Raw genomic sequence first — 18500 nt, 5'->3', positions numbered from 1 at the left:
TGTTTTGTTGCGCGCAGCGGTGCGCGACGAATGAGGGTGTTTAAACATTGTCGACCTTTGTTATCAGTAGTAATGACATCACCAACAGCACACAGGCTGCCGGCCAGATGGCCAGCGGTGAGACGGTGGTGATAATTCCCTGTAAAACGCCAGCCAGCAGCACGCCGATGGACATCGAATTGGTATACAGCGTGGCCGCCATTCCCTGACGATGTTGCAGTAAATCCTGAAACCAGAACATGCCAACGGTAGCGATGATAGCGATGAAAATGGCATTGAAAATTTGCAGTAACATCAGTGGGATAAAACTTTGACTGAAGTAAATTCCCACATAAAACATCATGCCGCACAGCATGGCTGCCTGCATTTGCGTTTTCTTACCCCAGCGTTTGAGCATGCTGGCGCTGAGCAGCATGATCGGTATTTCCAGCGCCGCGGCGAGGCCAAAAAGCACGCCACTCCAGTCGGCAGACAAGGTTGGCTGCTCTGCCAGATGCAAAGGAAACGCAATCAGATAGAGTGCGCTGCAGCTCCATACCAGCAAGGTGGCAAACATCAGGAAGCAAAGGTTTTGCCCCAGCGGCTGCCGGTCCGGTTGCTTTGCAGGAGTAGCGCTTGCCAGCCGCTCGCCAGGCGGCAAGGTGACAGCCAGCAGCGTCACGCTCAGTAACAGCACGAACATGACGGCATACAGCCAGGTGAAGCCGGCCAACTGAACAATCCAGAATGCCAGCGGTGGGCCGAATACCCACGCCAGCGAAAATTGCGCGCGTAAAATGGCGCTGAAAGCATTGTCACTGCGGGTTTGCCGTGCCAGCGCGAACAGTTGCGGTATCGCCGCACTGCCGCAAGCATTGAGCAGCGAACCGAGCGAAATTAACAGCAGATAATCGCGGCAGAAGATAAACAGCAGCGCATTGAGCGCCTGTGCGAATAAGCACAAGAGCAGTAGCGGGCGACGCTGCGTGACACGATCTGAATAACGGGCAATCAGTAAGCTCATCGCAATACTGCTGAGCGCATTAACGCTGAAGAAGGCGCCGATTTTCCAGGCTGCCACGTTAAGTTCACTGGCTAGAAATAAGCTGAGCGTCGGAATGAACAGGGCGCCGCTTAAACCGGCACCCAGCGCAACAACATAAAAAGAGAAGGTTGAGTGTTTCATCGACATCCTTGTCAGTGTTCGCCCCAGGCACTCCAGCGAGGGGCAGAAAGTTTTTAAAGTGCTTCAGCGCGGCTGAAGCGTTTGCCATCCGGACTCACGCTACGCACCCAGACTTTATCGCTAGCAGTAATTGCCGGTTTAGCATGTGGTTGATAACGCTGCCAGCGCTTACCCTTATCCAGGCTGTACTCCAGCGGCAGACCCGGCAGCGCAATGTTCATGGTCAGTATGCCATTCTCGACGCGCGCTCCCGGCACCGGTAAACGGTAGTGAATACCGGCTTTATCCATCTTGCCCAACTCACGCTGGCCTAACAGATTGGCGAAACGCTGCCAGTCCTGATTGCGCTGCTGCTGGTTAACGAAGTGGGTTTCACCGCCTTTAAAGGTGCGGCCTTGCTGATAATTCAGCTCCCACTCCGCGCGATGCCAACCGCGTTCGGCCACCGACAGCAGGCGCGGGAATACCATGTAATCCATCTGCTGATCGGTACGCGTGGTTTCACTCCACAGCTGTACTGAAATGCCGTATGCGCCTGACCACGGCTTATTCGAGGTGGCATCAAAGGTCTTCCCGTCGCGATCCACCGAGGTTTCAGCGTTCTGCGGCAGGTTGTCCGGCGCGAAGCCAAACATCTTGCGCTCATCGCTGAAGCGTGTGCCCCAGTAATAGCCGCGCTCGTTAGGATTCACCTCATACGGGAAGTCCATGTAGACGTAATCCGGATTGGATATCACCACTTCATAATCTTTCAGCGTCCAGTCGTTGGCGGTGTCAAAGCCGCCCCAATAGAGCGTGTCCCAGAAGTTAACGCGTACGCGCGAAGTGGCGAAGGCGTGCGCGTCAGTGGCATCTTTCAATCCATCCTGCCAGGCCTGCATCACCGGAATGCCGTGCGCTTTCACCATCTTGCTCACTTCCAGCGCGAAGTGACTTGGCAAGTGCTCCAGATCTTCCACCTTGCCGGATTTCACCACCGCCTGGCAGACCTGAGATTTTGCCCAGGGTTTGTCCTCTTTGCTTTGGTCTAAAATGCCCGTTCCCGCTTTCGGGTTCTTAACATCGCTGTAGCCGCTACCGAGGCGAATGTTTTTCGCTTCATCACCGCCAAAGTGCCAGGTGGTCAACGGTTGGCCGGCTTCGCGGTGCATCGCCTGCACTTCACCCATCACTTTATCGACAAATCGCTTCGAGGAGTCGAGGCAAGGATTGAGATAGCTGGTGCGGTCGTACAGCTGCACGGAACGGGTATTCGAGGTATCCGTAGGATCCACCAATCGATATTCACTGGCCTGCTGCGGTTTACCCGCTTTCATCAGTTGCTGATATCGCGCCTCCATAGAGATCACCGCCGCGCGTGCATGCGCGGGCATATCGATTTCCGGGATCACTTCGATGTTGCGCGCCTGCGCATATTTGACGATCTCGATATAATCGGCGCGGCTGAAATGTCCGGTTCCGTTGTTATCCGTGAACGGACCGGAGCCCAATTGCGGCAGAAGACATTGCTGCTCAGTCAGATCGTGACAACGCTTACTGCCTACGTCGGTCAACTCTGGCAGACCGGGGATTTCGATACGCCAGGCTTCGTCATCGGTCAGGTGGAAGTGGAATTTATTCATCTTCCATGCCGCCATTTGATCGAGCATGCGCAGCACCGCTTGCTTGCTGTGGAAATTACGCGCCACATCGAGGAAGGCACCGCGATAGGCAAAGCGCGGTGCGTCTTTCGCTTCAAGCGTGGCGATAATCGGTTTACCTTCAGCCGGCACCAGCGACAGTAACGACATTAAGCCGTAGTAAACGCCAGCTTGATCGTAACCAATGATATCGGTGCCGCGCGGTGTGATGCGCAGTTGATAAGCACCGGAAACCGCCTCTGCGCCGTGGAAATGATTGACGGCGATACGGGTATGAATGTCATAACCCGCTGACTGCGGTTTGAGCCCCATCAAATCGAAACGCTGTTTAACCGCATCGGCCTGGTTGTCCGCCAATACCTCAAGATGCAAGGCAACGCCACGGCTCAGATCGACATCCGCCGCATGAACTTTTACCGAACGCGGCGTTGGGGTGATTTGTCCGCGCAGCGCGCTGGCAGGCAGTTGCACCACATCGGCATTCTTTGTGAAACGACTTTGCGGCAGCATTAGCACGTTTTTATCGTCGGCAATGCGCTTCCATTGGCCGCCAAACGGCTTAACAAAGTCGCTGAGGTTTTCGGTATCGGTGCTGGTGATAATTTTTGGCGTGGCATTGGCGGCGGTGACATACCAGCGCGGCATCACGTCGGTGATAAACAGCTGCCAGTATTCATTGACGATAGGGATCTCAATCGACTCACCCGCCGCGATACCTTTGAATTTCTCCGTCGGTTCCAGACGGGTTAAATCGCCGACGATATGGGTCATTTTGAACTGATCGTTATCCACCCGCAGCGTTTCGTGCACGTTGCTCATGTAGATTGCCCAGTTTTTACTGGTGAGCGCCGGACCGTTGTTGGTCAGCGTGATGGTAGCGGTGTTGCAGGATGCCCAATCGGCACCGAGTTTCGCGCAGTTCACGCCGTGATCGGCCGCCTGGTTGTCAGTGACCTGATACTGCACGCCGAAATGACTGATTTGATCGACGACCTGCTGATTACTGCGCGGGGATGAACTGCAGGCGGCAAGGCTCATCACGCTCAGCGCCAGTAAACTGATTTTTAACTTTTTCATGTTGTTATCCTTCTCCACGGAGGTAAGTCTCTGGCTCCTGCCAGATCGGGGTCAAAACAGGGTGAATGGCGCGACGACCATAAATTTGATGTCTTTCTCGTCCTGGAAGATGTTGCCGTAGCCGCCGCTATAGCTGGGAAGATCGCTGTGATTGTCGTAGCGGGTGTAGTGCAGTTTGAATTGGGTGTCTTTGGCGCGGCCTTGCTGGATGGTGTAAACCAGGTCGAGGCTCCACGCTGATTCTTTCAGGCGCTGATTTTGGTCGTAGAGGGGATTGGTGGAAGGCTTCGCGTCCCAACCGTAGGCGTACGATGTACCGACTTGCCAGCCAGGTAATTGCCAGTGTCCCAGATCCACCATCACACCGGCGAAGAGCGCTTTCTCACCGTTGGCGTTCCAGTCTGAGCGAGAATCCCACCACACGTCCATGCGGCCATTCGAGCTGGCGTAAGACGGCGTCATACGTTGCAGGAAGAAGCCCTGATTACCCTCGGCTTTTACCCATGTGCCTTCGAGGCGGAAATCGAACGCGCCGAGCGTGTAGCCGAACGTCAGCGCCTGCAGCCACGCGAGGCCATCGTAAACATCGTTCACCTGGCCAACGCCGCTGTTGTCACGATCCTTCGCGCCATAAAATTGATAACTGGTGCGCAGCGGTGCATCGGCCAGCGGCAGCTGATAAGAGGCTTTGGCAAAATACTGATCCATGTAATTTGCCGCCTGGCCGTAGGCGCCTTCCAGCACCAGCGCGTTTTTAAAATCGTATTTGGCACCAAAGGATTGCAGCCACGGAATCTCCGTCACGCCATCGGCTTTACGGAAGTTGTACATGTCGCGATACCACGGCGCTTTGTATTCGTCAGTCCACATCCAGGAGACGGAAAGGGCGCCGGCGTCGCTAAAATCAAAGGTGGTGCCGGCCTCAACGCCGCGATAGGTGCCGGGCAGGAAGCTCCAGTGCGGTGCCAGCAGCGTCTGCCCGGTGGGCTGCAGATAGCCTGCGCGCAGCCAGTTATCCTGCCATTTTGCCTTGATGGCGGCTTTATAGAGACTTAAGCCGCTCTTATCTCCGCTCCAGTCCTCATCCCAGCGCGTACGGGCATTGCTGAAACCAATTTCATTCGGTGCCGCCGGGCCGCCGTTGCTTAACTCCAGCGCGCCAAACGCTGCCAGATCGAGGCCGATCACCTCACCGGCGTAACCGGATGAGAAGTCGAGATTGGCATTCGCAGAGGCGTGATGCAGATTGGCATCATACTGACCGTACGAGCCTTTTTGCGGATCCATCTCTTTGCGATCGCGCTGGCGTTGCCAGTAAAACAGATTGCCAGAGAGAGTGGCGTCTTCGACAAAACCCACGGCGTGGGCGGAGGGAACCGGCACAAAAGTGCCGGCAAACAGGGCAGAGACAATGGCCGCAGAGAGCGGCGCGCGTGGAATCCGACGCATAGCAAATCCTCCGTGATGCTTCCATGAATAATTAACAAATCCGTATTGTTTCGTCATGAAACAAGTTGCCGGCGATGCTATTTTTCGCGACGCGAATTATCAATGGAATTTATTACAAAGTATGACGCAGCACGCAAAAAAGCGTCGTTTTAAGGCGTTTTATCAATAAGTTACATGAATGTGTAATTTGTTGCTTTGTGAGCCAGATTCCAGGAAAGCGGCGTTTACTTGCTTTACCCCAACTTGTTCCCTATGCTCGCCAACGTAGTTTTGACTCGGGGTGCCCCTTTAATACAGGGCTGAGATACACCCGCCGACCTGATCTGGATAATGCCAGCGTAGGGAAGTCAGATGCCTGACCGCATTCGCCTTCTTGATCGCCGGTTGGGAGCCTTATGAAACAGCCTGACCTTCTTTCCCCCGCGCAACTCGCGCACTCTCTGCAATTGCTGCGTCAGCAAGCGCCGCTGGTGCACTGCATGACCAATGACGTGGTGCAAACCTTTACTGCCAACGTGCTGCTGGCACTGCAAGCTTCGCCCGCGATGGTGATCGATCCTGAAGAAGCGGCGCAGTTTGCCGGTTTTGCCGATGCGTTGTTGATAAACGTAGGTACGCTGACGCGCGACCGTCGTGATGCGATGTGGGCGGCGGTGCAAGCGGCGCAAACCGCAGGCACGCCGTGGACGCTGGATCCGGTGGCGGTCGGCGCACTAACGCTGCGCACCGCATTCTGTCAACAGTTACTGAGCCTGCAACCGGCGGCGATTCGCGGTAACGCTTCAGAAATTCTCGCCTTGGCGCAACAGGCTAGCGGCGGACGCGGTGTCGACAGTCTGCATCAGGCCGATGTCGCGTTAAGCGCTGCCCAGCAGCTGGCGCGCGATTACCACACCGTTGTGGCGGTGACCGGTGAAGTGGATTATGTCACTGACGGCGTGCAGACATTCGCCATCCCCGGCGGCAGCCCGCTGATGACGCGCGTGGTTGGCACCGGCTGCGCGTTGACGGCGGTGGTTGCCGCCTGCACCAGCTTGCCGGGCGATCGCCTGCAGCATGTCGCTGCGGCCTGCCGCGTGATGTCGCTGGCGGGTGAGCAGACAGCGCGCCAGGTCGCCGGGCCAGGCGGCTTTGCCGCTGCTTTCCTCGATACGCTGTGGACGCTGGAGGTCGAGGCATGAAACGCATCAATGCATTGACCATTGCTGGCACCGATCCGAGCGGCGGCGCAGGTATTCAGGCCGACCTCAAAGCTTTCTCCGCGCTGGGCGCGTATGGCACCAGCGTCATCACCGCGCTGGTGGCGCAGAACACCTGCGGCGTGCAGTCGGTGTATCGCATCGAACCTGATTTTGTTGGCGCACAGCTCGATTCGGTGCTGAATGATGTGCGCATTGATGCTGCGAAGATAGGCATGCTGTCCGAAACCGCTATTGTCGAGGTGGTCGCCGAGCGGCTGAAACGGGCCAGCCTGCCGTTTGTGGTGCTGGATACGGTGATGATTGCCAAAAGTGGCGATGCGCTGCTGTCGCCGGATGCGGTGGCGAGCGTGCGCGAATTGCTGCTGCCGCAGGTATCGCTGATCACACCAAACCTGCCGGAAGCCGCCGCGCTGCTGGGACGCGCGATGGCGCAGGATGAGAAAACCATGTTGCAGCAGGGCGATGCGCTGCTCGATCTTGGCTGCGAAGCGGTGCTGATGAAGGGCGGACACCTTAGCGATGCCGAAAGCCCGGACTGGCTGATTACCCGCGACGGACGTCAGCGCTTTACCGCGCCGCGCGTCAATACGCGCCACACGCACGGCACCGGATGCTCGCTTTCAGCCGCGCTGGCGGCGTTGCGTCCGCGCCATGATAGCTGGGCGGTAACGGTCGCTGAAGCCAAGGCGTGGCTGCAACAGGCGCTGCTGCATGCCGATTCGCTGGAGGTCGGCAAAGGCATTGGGCCGGTGCACCATTTCCATCAATGGTGGTAGGGCGTAACGCCAGATTGCCGCTTTTTCACTGCGCATCCGTCTGAAAAATGGAGTCAGCAATTTGCCAGCCTGGCGCTTTCCGGTCCAGGCTGTTGGGGGCGAATCGGCAACGGCCGGTTCCAATCCAGCCATTTATCAGGAGCGAACATGACGGACATCGTACAGTTATTGGGCAAAGAGGCGGATAGCCTTCTTCAACATCGCTGCATGACCATTCCAGCGGATAGCCTCTATTTACCCGGCGCGGATTACGTTGATCGCGTGATGATCGACAACAATCGTTCTCCTGCCGTACTGCGCAACATGCAAACGCTGTACAACACCGGACGTTTAGCCGGCACCGGCTATTTGTCGATTCTGCCGGTCGATCAGGGCGTTGAGCACTCGGCGGGCGCATCCTTTGCGGCCAATCCAGCTTATTTTGATCCAAAAAACATTGTTGAGCTGGCGATTGAAGCCGGCTGTAACTGCGTCGCCTCTACCTACGGCGTGCTGGCTTCGGTTTCTCGCCGCTACGCGCACCGCATTCCGTTTATGGTGAAGCTGAACCACAACGAAACGCTGAGCTATCCGACGCAATACGATCAGACGTTGTACGCCAGCGTGGAACAGGCCTTCAATCTGGGCGCGGTGGCGGTTGGCGCCACCATCTACTTTGGTTCTGAACAATCACGTCGCCAGATTGAAGAGATCTCGGCGGCCTTTGAACGTGCGCACGAGCTGGGCATGGTGACGGTGCTGTGGGCCTATCTGCGTAATGATGCGTTCAAGAAAGAGGGCGTCGATTATCACGCCAGCGCCGATTTAACTGGCCAGGCCAACCATCTGGCGGCGACCATCGGTGCGGATATCGTCAAGCAGAAGATGGCGGAGAATAACGGCGGCTATAACGCGGTGAAGTTTGGTCACACCGATGAGCGCGTCTATAGCAAGTTGACTTCGGAAAACCCGATAGATTTGGTGCGTTACCAGCTGGCGAACTGCTATATGGGACGCGCAGGTTTGATCAACTCCGGCGGCGCTTCTGCGGGCGAAACGGATATCGCGGAGTCAGTGCGTACGGCGGTGATCAATAAGCGTGCCGGCGGCATGGGGCTGATTCTGGGGCGCAAGGCGTTTAAGAAGACGTTGAAAGAGGGCGTGCAGTTGATTAATGCGGTGCAGGATGTGTATTTGTCGAAGGATGTGACGATTGCTTGATTGAGTGGGGGCTGTGCTCGCTGTCCCCCATCCCGGCCTTCCCCCGCGAGCGGGGGAAGGAGATGCTGCCATATGCGGCTTCAACACTTACATTTTGCAGCATCTTCCTCCCCCATTAATGGGGGAGGACCGAGGAGGGGGACAGCGAGCACTAAATCAAGGCGCCTCAAACCACTCACTATTACGCTCGGCAATCGGCGTAATAGTCAAAATCATCTCCTGCAGATGACGCCGCATTGCGCTTTCAGCTGCGTCAACATCATGCGCTTTCAACGCGTTATAGATATCTTCATGCTGCTGAATCAAACGCTCCGGCGGTGACACTTCGCTCAGGGTCAGAAAGCGCACGCGGTCCATGGTAGCTTTGATGTTCTCCACCGTTTCCCACGCCAGCAGGCAATTAATCCCTTCAGCAATCAAGCGGTGAAACTCATCGTCCAGCCCCAGGAAAGCCTGGCTGTCATGACGTTCAGCGGCGAGACGCTGCAGCTGCAGGTTATGCTCCAGCGCCATCAATCCGGTCGCACCCATCTCCTGCGCTGCGCGGCGAACCACGGCGATCTCTACCGCTTCACGGATAAAGCGACCGTCGGCCACGCGCTGAGCGGAGATTTTGCGCACGAAGGTGCCGCGCTGCGGTAGCACCTGCACCAGTCCGGCTTCCGCCAGCTTGATAAAGGCTTCACGTACCGGCTGACGTGACACGTTAAAATGCGCCGACACTTCCTTCTCCGACAGCAGCGAGCCCGGATGAATAACGCAGGTCACAATATCTTTGCGCAGATAACGATAGATCTGCTGATTTACCGGTTCGCTGGTGGTTATGATATAGGCAGTCGACATGCAGCAATATCCGTATTACGGCTGGCATCTGCCAGCCCGTTAAGAAAGGTTCAGTCTAATCAGCACGCTGCGTCTGCGCTACACATTTGTGCAGGCGCTTAGCCTTGTGTGACGAGGCTTTGAACGGTGGCGCGCGCGCCCTGTTTAACCAATTGCTGATAGAGTTCAGTCACGCGTGAGACAAAGGCGGGCTGCTGCTGCAGATCGTCACCGAACACGGCGTTGAGGCTGAGCAACGCCTTAACACGTGGCGCACCGTCCTCACTGTGGGCCACAATGTCCGCCAGCTGATCTTTCAGCGGATCGCGAAGCTCAATGGCCTGACCTTGCTCATCCACGCCGCTGACGTAGCGCATCCAGCCCGCCACGCCCAGCAACACGAAATCGCACGAGGTGCCATTGCGCAGATGCCAGCGCGCGCTATCCAGCAGGCGCTGCGGCAGTTTTTGCGTGCCATCGGTGGCGATTTGATAGGTACGATGTTTGATGGCGCGATTCTCGTAACGCGCAATCAGGGAATCAGCGTAGGCTTCGAGATCGACGCCTTGCGTGCGCAGCGTCGGCGCCTGATCCTGCAACATCAACGCGCGCGCCGCCGCACGATAGCTGGCATCGGCCATGCAATCGCTGATGTGTTCATAACCGGCGAGAAAACCGAGATACGCGAGGAACGAGTGGCTGCCGTTGAGCATCCGCAGCTTCATCTCTTCGAACGGCAGCACATCGCTGACCAGCTCCGCCCCCGCGTTTTCCCACGCCGGACGTCCGTTAACGAAGTTGTCTTCGATAACCCACTGGAAAAACGGTTCGGCTTCAACCGCCACCGGATCGCGGCTGCCCAAACGTTCCGCCAGCGTGTCGAACGCTGCATCGGTCATGGCCGGGACGATGCGATCAACCATGGTCGAAGGGAAGGTGATGTGCGCCTGGATATACTCCGCCAGCGCAGGGTTGTGGCGCGCGGCCAACTGGGTGATCACGTTGCGCGTGACATGGCCGTTTTCCGGCATATTGTCGCAGGACATCACGCTAAACGGCGGCAAATTGCGTTCGCGGCGGCGGATAATGGCCGCCAGAATCAAGCCGGGCAGCGAACGTGGCTCACCAGGATGAGCGAGGTCGTGCACAATATCGGGATGATCGGGATTGAGCTTGCCGCTCGACGGCATGTAGCAATAACCTTTCTCAGTTACGGTCATCGAGACAATCGCCACGTCCGGCTGGCTCATCGCCTCGATCACCGCCTCAATGCCGTCGCCTTTGCCATGCAGCGCTTGCGTCACCACGCCAATCACCCGCGTGTGTAAACTCTCATCCGCCATTTCGGTTAGCGTGTAGAGCAGATCCTGCTGACGCAGCGCCTGAATCAGCGTGCCGCTGTTAAGATTCACTTCGCAATAGCCCCAGTCGCTGCCCTGAGCGGCCAGCTTATCGGTCGCCAGCGCCTGATGCGCGCGGTGGAAGGCGCCAAAGCCGATGTGCACCATGCGGGTCTTGAGTTGGCTACGATCGTAAGCGGGGCGTTGGACATCAGCGGGGAGGCGTTCAAGCTCTAACATAGTCATTCCTTTTAGCAAATGGGGCGCTCAGCGCCCCATGAGAATTATACTGAAACCGGTTTATTGGTGGCTTTTGGTTCACGAATTACCAGCAGCACCAGCAGCGCACCGACGCCGGCTACCGCACCCGCGAGGATAAAGGCGCTGTCAAACTTACCGGAGTGCTGCACGATGAAGCCAGTCACCACCGGGCCGATCACGCCGGACAAGCTACCAATCAGATGGATAAAGCCACTGATGCTGCCGACGCGGCTTTTGTGCACCACGTCCTGCACAATCGCCCAGTAAATTGCGCCGGTGATGTAGAGGAAGAAGATCGAGATCGACATCATGATCACCGCCGAGTTGACCTCTTTTATCGTACCTGCCAGCGCCACGCAAATCGCCGCGGCGGTCAGTGAAACCACCAGCACAATTTTTCGTGAAAGCAGCAGCTTGCCGGTGATGTTGAAAATCTTATCGGAGATCCAGCCACCCAGCGCCAGGCCCACGAAGCCAACAATCCACGGGATCATGGTGGTGATGCTCATCGCTTTGATATCAAGGCCGTGCGCCTGCACCAGATACGCCGGGAACCAGCTCAGGAAGAAGAACAGAATGTAGTTGTAGCAGAAGAAGGCAAAGGCGGTGACCAGAATGATCGGCTGGCGCAGATAAAAGCCTAAACCATGCGCGGCGCCGCTTGAGTCGATCACGTCGGCCGGTTCTTCGGCTTTCAGTTTTTCTACTAAGGCACGCTCTTCTGCCGAGACGCGCTTACTTTTCGCCGGATTATCTGACGCGAAGAAGAACCACAGCGCCAGCCAGACGAAGCCAATCGCGGCGATCACTACAAATGCCGGACGCCAGCCGAACGACAGCGCCAGATAGCCAACAATCGGACCGGCAACCGCGCCACCCAGCGGTGAACCCGAGCTGAGTAAGCCCATTGCGGTGGCGGCCTGTTTTTTCGGGAACCAGCCGTTAATGGCTTTGTTCGCTGAGGCAGAGATGGGGCCTTCCGCCATGCCAAACAGCACGCGCAGAATCATCATCGACCAGAAGCCAGTCGCCATCGCGGTCAGGCCGCAGAACAGCGACCACATGCCAACGGCGGTGCCGAGCACGATGGTCGGGCCAAATTTATCGGTCGCCAGCCCGCCGATGAAGTTAAACAGGGCATAACCGAAGAAGAAGCTGCCGAAAATCATGCCGAACTGCTCGGCGTTGATCATCAGGTCTTTTTCCACCAGCGGTACCGTCAGAGAGAGGGCGATACGATCAAGGTAGTTGATCATAAACACCAGGAACAACAGCAGTACGAGGGTCCAGCGCAGGTTCTTAAACATAGAAACTCCGTCATCGTCATTTTTTATAGTAATAATGCCGGCGGGTAAGGGACCGGCATGGGGACACCTGGTGTGCGGGTTAACTTAACCCATTTGTAGGATCACTTTGCAGCAGGTGCGGGGATCTTTTTCGAACAGCGTCATGGCTTGCTCAACGTCTGCCAGCGGGAAATAGTGCGTCACCAGTTTCTCCGGCTGGATTTGGCCTTGCTCAATCCACTCAATCACCTGCGGGAAGCGATTGCTGTTGAGACGCGAGGTGAACAGCGACAGCTCTTTACTGGTGAGACTTTGCTGCGTGATGCTGCACGGCTCGCCAGAAAAACCCAGCAGGCCGATACGCGCCGCCGGTGAGGCGATGGCGGCGGCTTCTGCCAGGATCGAAGGGTGACAGGCGGCGTCGATAATCAGCGTTGGCTGCACGCCTTCCAGCTGCGCGGCGAGTGGAATTTCGCTGTTGTTGAACACCTGATCGGCACCGTTTTCCTGCGCCAGCGACAGCCGTTCTGGCAGACGATCAACCACTAATACCTGTTCAACGCCATACACGCCTTTCAGCACCTGAATGGCGGTGAGGCCCATTGGGCCGGCACCGTAAATCAGCGCCACATCGTTTGGCTGTGGTTTGAGGAAGGCGGTGATATTGGCCGCGATGGTGAAAGGTTCGACCATGCTGGCGAGTTTGTCGGGAACGCTATCCGGCAGGCGGAAGGCGTTTTTTGCTGGCGCCACGGCATATTCGCTAAAGCCACCGTCGCGGTGCACGCCAATCACCTGTAACGCTGTGCAGACGTTCGGGCGACCAATCGAGCAGGGATAGCAGTGACCGCAGCTGACGACCGGATCGACCGCCACACGTTCGCCAATGCGGCTGGCGGCAACGTCATCGCCGACCGCATCAATCAGGCCGAAGAATTCGTGACCAATCACGCGCGGATATTTAGCGAAAGGATTGTGACCGTGCCAGATATGCACGTCGGAACCGCAGATGCTGGCAAATTGCACCTTCACGCGTACTTCACCTGCAGCGGGTTGCGGCAGCGGACGCTCTGCTAATACCAGTTCACCCGGTTGCTCAATCACTACACTTTTCATCATCTACTCCAACGGATATGCAATGATGAAAAAATACGCGCACTAATACTACCATACAAGTCGGCGTTAAAGAGTTGTGAAGAGAATCACAGAGGAACAGTTACGTAGGGGCGCCATTCATGGCGACCAGGAAATCACGGCCACCTTAAATGGCGACGCTGAAATGACAAAAACCCGCTCAGGTTTCCCTGAGCGGGTTTTTTGAATTTGGCTCCTCTGACTGGACTCGAACCAGTGACATACGGATTAACAGTCCGCCGTTCTACCGACTGAACTACAGAGGAATCGTTTGAACGGGGCGCATATTATCGAGCGGCCCTCGCCTTGTCAAAACTCTTTTTCACAATTCGCTCTGACTGCTGAATAAAGCGTCAATTGCGCGCTATGAGCGGACTCAGCGCGGCAAAATCACAACTGATACAACCTCTTTTGTGACGATGATCACCATCACTATGCAAAATTACATTCTGATTTGTCGATTTTGTCAGATACCTCGCATGCATGATCACAGATATTTCATTTCGCCGTTGTCGGGGCCAAAAGCGAAACATATATTCCAGATCAACTCTTAAGCGAATGCGGGAATAGTCATGAACAAAGTCAGAATTGGAATGATTGGCAGTGGTTACATTGGTCGTTGTCACGCGATTGCTTACGCTCAGGCACCTACGGTTTTTGCCCTGAAAGGCGAGATCGTGCGTGAGATGCTGGCGGAAGTGAACCCAGAGCTGGCAGCAAAACAGGCGGCAACTTTTGGCTTTGCCCGTTCTACTGGCGACTGGCACGAGCTGGTGCGCGATCCGAACATCGATGTGGTTGATATCTGCGCGCCAAACTTCCTGCATAAAGAGATGGCGCTGGAAGCGATTCGCAACGGCAAACACGTTTACTCCGAGAAACCTTTATCGTTATCAGTGGCCGATGCGGAAGAGATGGTACAAGCAGCGCAGCAGGCGGGCGTTAAAACGCTGGTCGGCTTTAACTACATGAAAAACCCCACCAGCCAACTGGCGCGCGAAATTATCGCGCGTGGTGAAATCGGCGATGTGGTGCACTTCTACGGCACGCACAATGAAGATTATCTGGCACGGCCGGAAACGCCGCTCGATTGGCACTGCCAGAAAGCGTTGGCCGGATTAGGCGCGCTTGGCGACCTCGCTGCGCATATTGTGAATATGGCGCACTATCTGGTCGGTGATATTGAAGAAGTCAGCGGCGATATGATGACGGTGATTAAAGAGCGTCCGGATCCGAAGGATACTTCGCGCCTGCTGCCGGTGGAAAACGAGGATCAGGCCAGCGCCTTGCTGCGCTTTAAAAACGGTGCGCACGGCGTGTTTGAAACCTCGCGTATCGCCTGCGGCAGCAAAATGGGCCTGACCTATGTGGTCACCGGTACCAAAGGCACGCTGCGTTATACTCAGGAACGTATGGCCGAGCTGGAGCTGTATATTCACGATGAACCGGCAGGCCGCCAGGGTTTCAAAACCATTTTGACCGGCCCGGCGCATCCGGATTACGCCAACTTCTGCGTATCTGCCGGGCACGGCATCGGTTTCAACGATCAGAAAACCGTCGAGATTCGCGATTTAATCAATGGCATTGCCGCTGGCGATCGCATGTGGCCAGATTTCGCCGAAGGATTGCAGGTGCAGAAGGTGCTGGAAGCTGTTGCGGTTTCCGCACTGGAACGCCGCTGGATGAAAGTGTAATTACAGTTAACTGAACAACATCGTAGCGGCGCAATGTATTGCGCGCCGTTGAAAGCGCGCCGCTACGGTAATGTGCATTAAGCAAGTAACGGGCATTGCGGCGGCAAACGGCAGCTCAGTGCGCCCGCCATCACTTCAATCTCAAACTCACTTCCCGTCAGCGGTTCGCCATCCAGATTAAACGTCATCTCATGGGGTGAACGGATGGTGAGCGACTGCAGCTGCGCCGTGACGATATTCGGATTTTCATCATCACGCGTCAGCGAATGCAGCAACGTTGGCAGCAGCTCTTGCGCGGTGACGATGCTGAGGTTGAGCTGTCCATCATTGATAAGTGCATCCGGGCAGAGCTTTTGTCCGCCGCCGGCCTGACGTCCATTGCCGATGCCAATTACCAGCGCATCGCCTTGCCAGTTAAAGCCGGGGCCGCTGATTTCACAGCGATCCGGTTTCAGCGCATCGACGCGCATCAAACCATGAATAAAGTACGACACGCCGCCGAGTGCCGATTTCAGCTTTTCAGGCGTTTCGGTGGTGATGCGTGTACCAAATCCGCCGGTCGCCATATTGATAAAGTAGCGATCGCCGTTCACGCGCGCCAAATCGATAGCCGTGGCTTTTCCCACCAGCGCGAGACGTAAAGCCGGTTCCATCCCTTCAGGAATACCGACGCTGGTGGCGAAATCATTGGCGGTGCCGAGCGGTAAAATGCCCAGCGCCGGACGCTGCTGCTCGGGTAATCCCGCCAGCGCGGTCGCGATCTCATTAATGGTGCCATCACCGCCGCCAGCCACCACGGTTTCTGCCTGCAAAGCGACCGCTTCTTGTACATAACGATCGCCATCACCTTTTTCCCAGGTGACGCGCACCGCCAGATTAAAGCCTTCATCACGCAGCGTATTCACCGCAGCGCGCAAATCTTCATTACCTGCGCCTTTCCCGTTGAGGATCAGCAGCGTCAGCGGTTTGTTTTGCATTATCAGTTCCTTGATGCTAGAGACAGAGCACTGGTTATAGCATAGCTGGGGAGAGAACTTTATCGGCGGGCGACGAAAAAATCGGTGGGCGATTAAAAAAGAAAACCCGCACGGGGGAGCCGGGCGGGTGAATGAGGTGGTTCCTGGTACTACCTGCTTTTATTCTTACTCGTTAGCAGCAGGCGAGATTCTAAAGCGAGGCGAAGAAAGGGTCTGTGATCCTACTCTAACTTCGCCATTTTCTTTTCTTTATGTGCGATTTTTCCCGTGAGGATCGTAGGTGCTGTTGCCATCGGTGAAGTTACGCAGCAGCAGGGCGAAGGCGAGGTTGACCGATTTCGGGACCGGGATCCACACGCGGTGTCCATCGCCTGGCGCCACGTCCACCGCCGATCCTTTATCGTTCTGCATGGTTTCCAGCGTGCAATTAAGGTTGCCTTCGGGCGTCATGATCTCGACAGAATCCCCGAGCATAAACTTATTCTTCACCGCAATTTGCGCCCAGTCGCCGCGACGTTCGCCGGTGAATTCGCCGACAAACTGCTGGCGCTCGGAGATGGAGAAACCTTGCTGGTAGTTCTGATAGCTGTCATGGGTATGGCGACGCAGGAAACCTTCGGTGTAACCGCGATGCGCCAAACCTTCCAGCGTCTCCAGCAGAGTCGGATCGAAGGGCTTACCTGCAGCGGCATCATCAATGGCACGGCGATAAACCTGCGCGGTGCGCGCGCAGTAGTAGAAGGATTTGGTGCGGCCTTCGATTTTCAGCGAGTGCACACCCATTTGGCTAAGACGTTCAACGTGCGCCACCGCACGCAAATCTTTTGAGTTCATGATGTAGGTGCCGTGTTCATCTTCGAAGGCGCTCATCACCTCACCCGGCTTCATCTTCTCTTCCAGCAGGAACACCCGGTCGGTGGTGGCGCCGGCGCCCAAAGTCGGCTCCTGCACCTTAACCGGCTCATGGAAACCGACGATATTGCCCATCTCATCCTGCTTGCCTTCTTCCACTTTATATTCCCAGCGGCAGGCGTTGGTGCAGGTCCCTTGATTCGGATCGCGTTTGTTGAGGTAGCCCGAGAGCAGGCAGCGGCCGGAGTAAGCCATGCACAGCGCGCCGTGCACGAAGATCTCAATCTCCATTTCCGGCACCTGCTGACGGATTTCGGCAATCTCATCCAGCGATAGCTCGCGTGAAAGAATCACGCGCGTCAGCCCCATCTGCTGCCAGAATTTCACCGTGGCCCAGTTAACCGCGTTGGCCTGCACCGACAGATGAATCGGCATCTGCGGAAAGGCTTCACGCACCAGCATAATCAGGCCGGGATCGGACATGATCAGCGCGTCCGGCTGCATGGCAATGACCGGCGTCAGATCGCGGATAAAGGTTTTCAGTTTGGCGTTGTGCGGGGCGATGTTGACCACCACGTAGAATTTCTTACCGAGCGCGTGGGCTTCATTGATGCCCTGCGCCAGAATCTCGTGGGTGAATTCGTTGTTGCGCACGCGCAGGCTGTAGCGCGGTTGGCCAGCGTAGACGGCATCAGCGCCGTAGGCAAAGGCATAGCGCATATTCTTCAGCGATCCCGCTGGAGAAAGCAGTTCAGGTTTTAACATGGATTTTCTCACTGATGTCAGGTCAGCATGCCATCGTGGATGGCAGGTGCAGCGGCCGCATTATACGGCCCTGCAAAAGGTGGGGAATTGTAGGCAGGCCCGCACCCGATGTAAATTGACCTGGATCAATGTAAGCCGTTGCAGGCTACAGCAAGCGGCAGACGTCGGCTTCCCAGCGATAACCCATGCCGTACACCGCGCGGATAAACGGCTGTTCCGCATCGAGGCTTTCCAGCTTGCGGCGCAGGTTTTTGATGTGACTGTCGATGGTGCGATCGGTGACTACGCGGTAATCGTCGTAGAGATGATTAAGCAACTGCTCGCGCGAGAACACTTTTCCCGGCTCCAGCGCCAGCGTTTTCAGCAGACGAAATTCGGCGGGCGTCAGCTCCAGCTGCTGTTCACGCCAGCTGGCCTGAAAGCGGCTCTCGTCAATATGCAAAGGCGATTCCTGCTGCGCCTCTTCCGGCGAACGTTTGACGCGGCGCAAAATGGTTTTGACGCGCGCCACCACTTCACGCGGGCTGAACGGCTTGCAGATATAGTCATCCGCGCCGATTTCCAGCCCCAGCAGGCGATCAATCTCCTCAGTGCGCGCGGTCACCATGATGATCGGCAGTTCCGAGAAACGGCGAATTTCGCGGCACAGCGTTAAGCCGTCGCGGCCGGGCAGCATCAAATCCAGCAGCATCAGGTCCGGCGGCGTGTGCTGAACATAGCTCAACACCGCGTTACCGTCGGCAATGTGGTGCGTGCGATAGTTGGACGCCTGCAGATAATCAATCATCAGCTGCGCCAGTTTGGGTTCATCTTCTACTACAAGGATCAGAGGATCGCTATTTTCCGGGCTCATAAGTGGC

At 56.4% G+C, this 18500-nt stretch carries 14 protein-coding genes, 1 tRNA gene and 1 riboswitch; of the genes, 4 read left to right on the top strand and 11 right to left on the bottom strand.

Features of this window, described 5'->3' with window-relative positions; translation table 11 throughout:
• Positions 1-40: 40 nt before the first annotated feature.
• The 3 genes from ACVLVH_RS07270 to chiP are packed head-to-tail and all read right to left on the bottom strand — an operon-like array spanning position 41 to position 5331.
• The gene (locus ACVLVH_RS07270) at positions 41-1165 is read right to left on the bottom strand and encodes a sugar efflux transporter (protein WP_192411515.1); all 1125 of its coding nucleotides are present in this window, start codon (positions 1163-1165) and stop codon (positions 41-43) included.
• Positions 1166-1218: 53 nt separating this feature from the next.
• A complete protein-coding gene (locus tag ACVLVH_RS07265) occupies positions 1219-3882 on the bottom strand; it encodes a beta-N-acetylhexosaminidase (RefSeq protein WP_192411516.1) in 2664 nt (887 codons plus the stop codon).
• A 51-nt stretch (positions 3883-3933) separates the two neighbouring features.
• The gene (chiP, locus tag ACVLVH_RS07260; RefSeq protein ID WP_192233354.1) at positions 3934-5331 is read right to left on the bottom strand and encodes a chitoporin ChiP; all 1398 of its coding nucleotides are present in this window, start codon (positions 5329-5331) and stop codon (positions 3934-3936) included.
• Positions 5332-5597: 266 nt separating this feature from the next.
• Positions 5598-5693: riboswitch (TPP riboswitch) on the top strand.
• 33 nt (positions 5694-5726) lie between these two features.
• Between chiP and thiM the strand changes: the two genes are divergently transcribed.
• The 3 genes from thiM (at position 5727) to fbaB (ending at position 8509) form a co-directional block, all read left to right on the top strand.
• Positions 5727-6512 (top strand): hydroxyethylthiazole kinase, encoded by a 786-nt coding sequence (gene thiM, locus ACVLVH_RS07255; protein WP_192411517.1) that lies wholly within the window; start codon positions 5727-5729, stop codon positions 6510-6512.
• Positions 6509-7309, top strand: a complete 801-nt coding sequence (gene thiD / locus ACVLVH_RS07250) for a bifunctional hydroxymethylpyrimidine kinase/phosphomethylpyrimidine kinase (RefSeq protein ID WP_192411518.1) — start codon at positions 6509-6511, stop codon at positions 7307-7309. Before thiM ends, thiD begins: the two co-directional genes overlap by 4 nt.
• 147 nt (positions 7310-7456) lie before the next feature.
• Positions 7457-8509, top strand: a complete 1053-nt coding sequence (fbaB, locus tag ACVLVH_RS07245; RefSeq protein ID WP_101763338.1) for a class I fructose-bisphosphate aldolase — start codon at positions 7457-7459, stop codon at positions 8507-8509.
• A gap of 156 nt (positions 8510-8665) precedes the next feature.
• Here fbaB and ACVLVH_RS07240 read toward each other — a convergent pair whose 3' ends face one another.
• From ACVLVH_RS07240 to ACVLVH_RS07220, 5 genes are all read right to left on the bottom strand, one after another.
• Positions 8666-9352 (bottom strand): GntR family transcriptional regulator, encoded by a 687-nt coding sequence (locus tag ACVLVH_RS07240; RefSeq protein ID WP_498949112.1) that lies wholly within the window; start codon positions 9350-9352, stop codon positions 8666-8668.
• A gap of 98 nt (positions 9353-9450) precedes the next feature.
• The gene (locus ACVLVH_RS07235; RefSeq protein ID WP_498949110.1) at positions 9451-10911 is read right to left on the bottom strand and encodes a mannitol dehydrogenase family protein; all 1461 of its coding nucleotides are present in this window, start codon (positions 10909-10911) and stop codon (positions 9451-9453) included.
• Between the two features lie 44 nt (positions 10912-10955).
• Positions 10956-12239 (bottom strand): MFS transporter, encoded by a 1284-nt coding sequence (locus ACVLVH_RS07230; protein WP_101763341.1) that lies wholly within the window; start codon positions 12237-12239, stop codon positions 10956-10958.
• An 84-nt stretch (positions 12240-12323) separates the two neighbouring features.
• The gene (locus ACVLVH_RS07225) at positions 12324-13334 is read right to left on the bottom strand and encodes a Zn-dependent oxidoreductase (RefSeq protein ID WP_498949263.1); all 1011 of its coding nucleotides are present in this window, start codon (positions 13332-13334) and stop codon (positions 12324-12326) included.
• A 208-nt stretch (positions 13335-13542) separates the two neighbouring features.
• Positions 13543-13618 (bottom strand) — tRNA-Asn (locus ACVLVH_RS07220).
• A 306-nt stretch (positions 13619-13924) separates the two neighbouring features.
• On the opposite strand from ACVLVH_RS07220, the gene ACVLVH_RS07215 reads away from it, so the two are divergent.
• Positions 13925-15046: a Gfo/Idh/MocA family protein gene (locus ACVLVH_RS07215; RefSeq protein ID WP_498949109.1), complete on the top strand. Its 1122-nt coding sequence runs from the start codon at positions 13925-13927 to the stop codon at positions 15044-15046.
• A gap of 77 nt (positions 15047-15123) precedes the next feature.
• On the opposite strand, the gene yegS is transcribed toward ACVLVH_RS07215, so the two are convergent.
• From yegS to baeR, 3 genes are all read right to left on the bottom strand, one after another.
• A complete protein-coding gene (yegS, locus tag ACVLVH_RS07210) occupies positions 15124-16023 on the bottom strand; it encodes a lipid kinase YegS (protein ID WP_110866633.1) in 900 nt (299 codons plus the stop codon).
• A 249-nt stretch (positions 16024-16272) separates the two neighbouring features.
• Positions 16273-17640, bottom strand: a complete 1368-nt coding sequence (gene trhP, locus ACVLVH_RS07205; protein ID WP_498949108.1) for a prephenate-dependent tRNA uridine(34) hydroxylase TrhP — start codon at positions 17638-17640, stop codon at positions 16273-16275.
• A gap of 145 nt (positions 17641-17785) precedes the next feature.
• Positions 17786-18493: an envelope stress response regulator BaeR gene (baeR, locus tag ACVLVH_RS07200; protein WP_101763346.1), complete on the bottom strand. Its 708-nt coding sequence runs from the start codon at positions 18491-18493 to the stop codon at positions 17786-17788.
• Positions 18494-18500 lie beyond the last annotated feature (7 nt).

The organism is Kluyvera sp. 1366 (genome assembly GCF_054823405.1).
Note: the sequence above shows the minus strand (reverse complement) of the source record. Positions and strands in the feature narration are given on the sequence as shown.

Coding starts and splice junctions, on each gene's coding strand:
- ACVLVH_RS07270 (WP_192411515.1), bottom strand. CDS start 1,165: ATGAAACACTCAACCTTCTCTTTTTATGTTGTTGCGCTGGGTGCCGGT.
- ACVLVH_RS07265 (WP_192411516.1), bottom strand. CDS start 3,882: ATGAAAAAGTTAAAAATCAGTTTACTGGCGCTGAGCGTGATGAGCCTT.
- chiP (WP_192233354.1), bottom strand. CDS start 5,331: ATGCGTCGGATTCCACGCGCGCCGCTCTCTGCGGCCATTGTCTCTGCC.
- thiM (WP_192411517.1), top strand. CDS start 5,727: ATGAAACAGCCTGACCTTCTTTCCCCCGCGCAACTCGCGCACTCTCTG.
- thiD (WP_192411518.1), top strand. CDS start 6,509: ATGAAACGCATCAATGCATTGACCATTGCTGGCACCGATCCGAGCGGC.
- fbaB (WP_101763338.1), top strand. CDS start 7,457: ATGACGGACATCGTACAGTTATTGGGCAAAGAGGCGGATAGCCTTCTT.
- ACVLVH_RS07240 (WP_498949112.1), bottom strand. CDS start 9,352: ATGTCGACTGCCTATATCATAACCACCAGCGAACCGGTAAATCAGCAG.
- ACVLVH_RS07235 (WP_498949110.1), bottom strand. CDS start 10,911: ATGTTAGAGCTTGAACGCCTCCCCGCTGATGTCCAACGCCCCGCTTAC.
- ACVLVH_RS07230 (WP_101763341.1), bottom strand. CDS start 12,239: ATGTTTAAGAACCTGCGCTGGACCCTCGTACTGCTGTTGTTCCTGGTG.
- ACVLVH_RS07225 (WP_498949263.1), bottom strand. CDS start 13,334: ATGAAAAGTGTAGTGATTGAGCAACCGGGTGAACTGGTATTAGCAGAG.
- ACVLVH_RS07215 (WP_498949109.1), top strand. CDS start 13,925: ATGAACAAAGTCAGAATTGGAATGATTGGCAGTGGTTACATTGGTCGT.
- yegS (WP_110866633.1), bottom strand. CDS start 16,023: ATGCAAAACAAACCGCTGACGCTGCTGATCCTCAACGGGAAAGGCGCA.
- trhP (WP_498949108.1), bottom strand. CDS start 17,640: ATGTTAAAACCTGAACTGCTTTCTCCAGCGGGATCGCTGAAGAATATG.
- baeR (WP_101763346.1), bottom strand. CDS start 18,493: ATGAGCCCGGAAAATAGCGATCCTCTGATCCTTGTAGTAGAAGATGAA.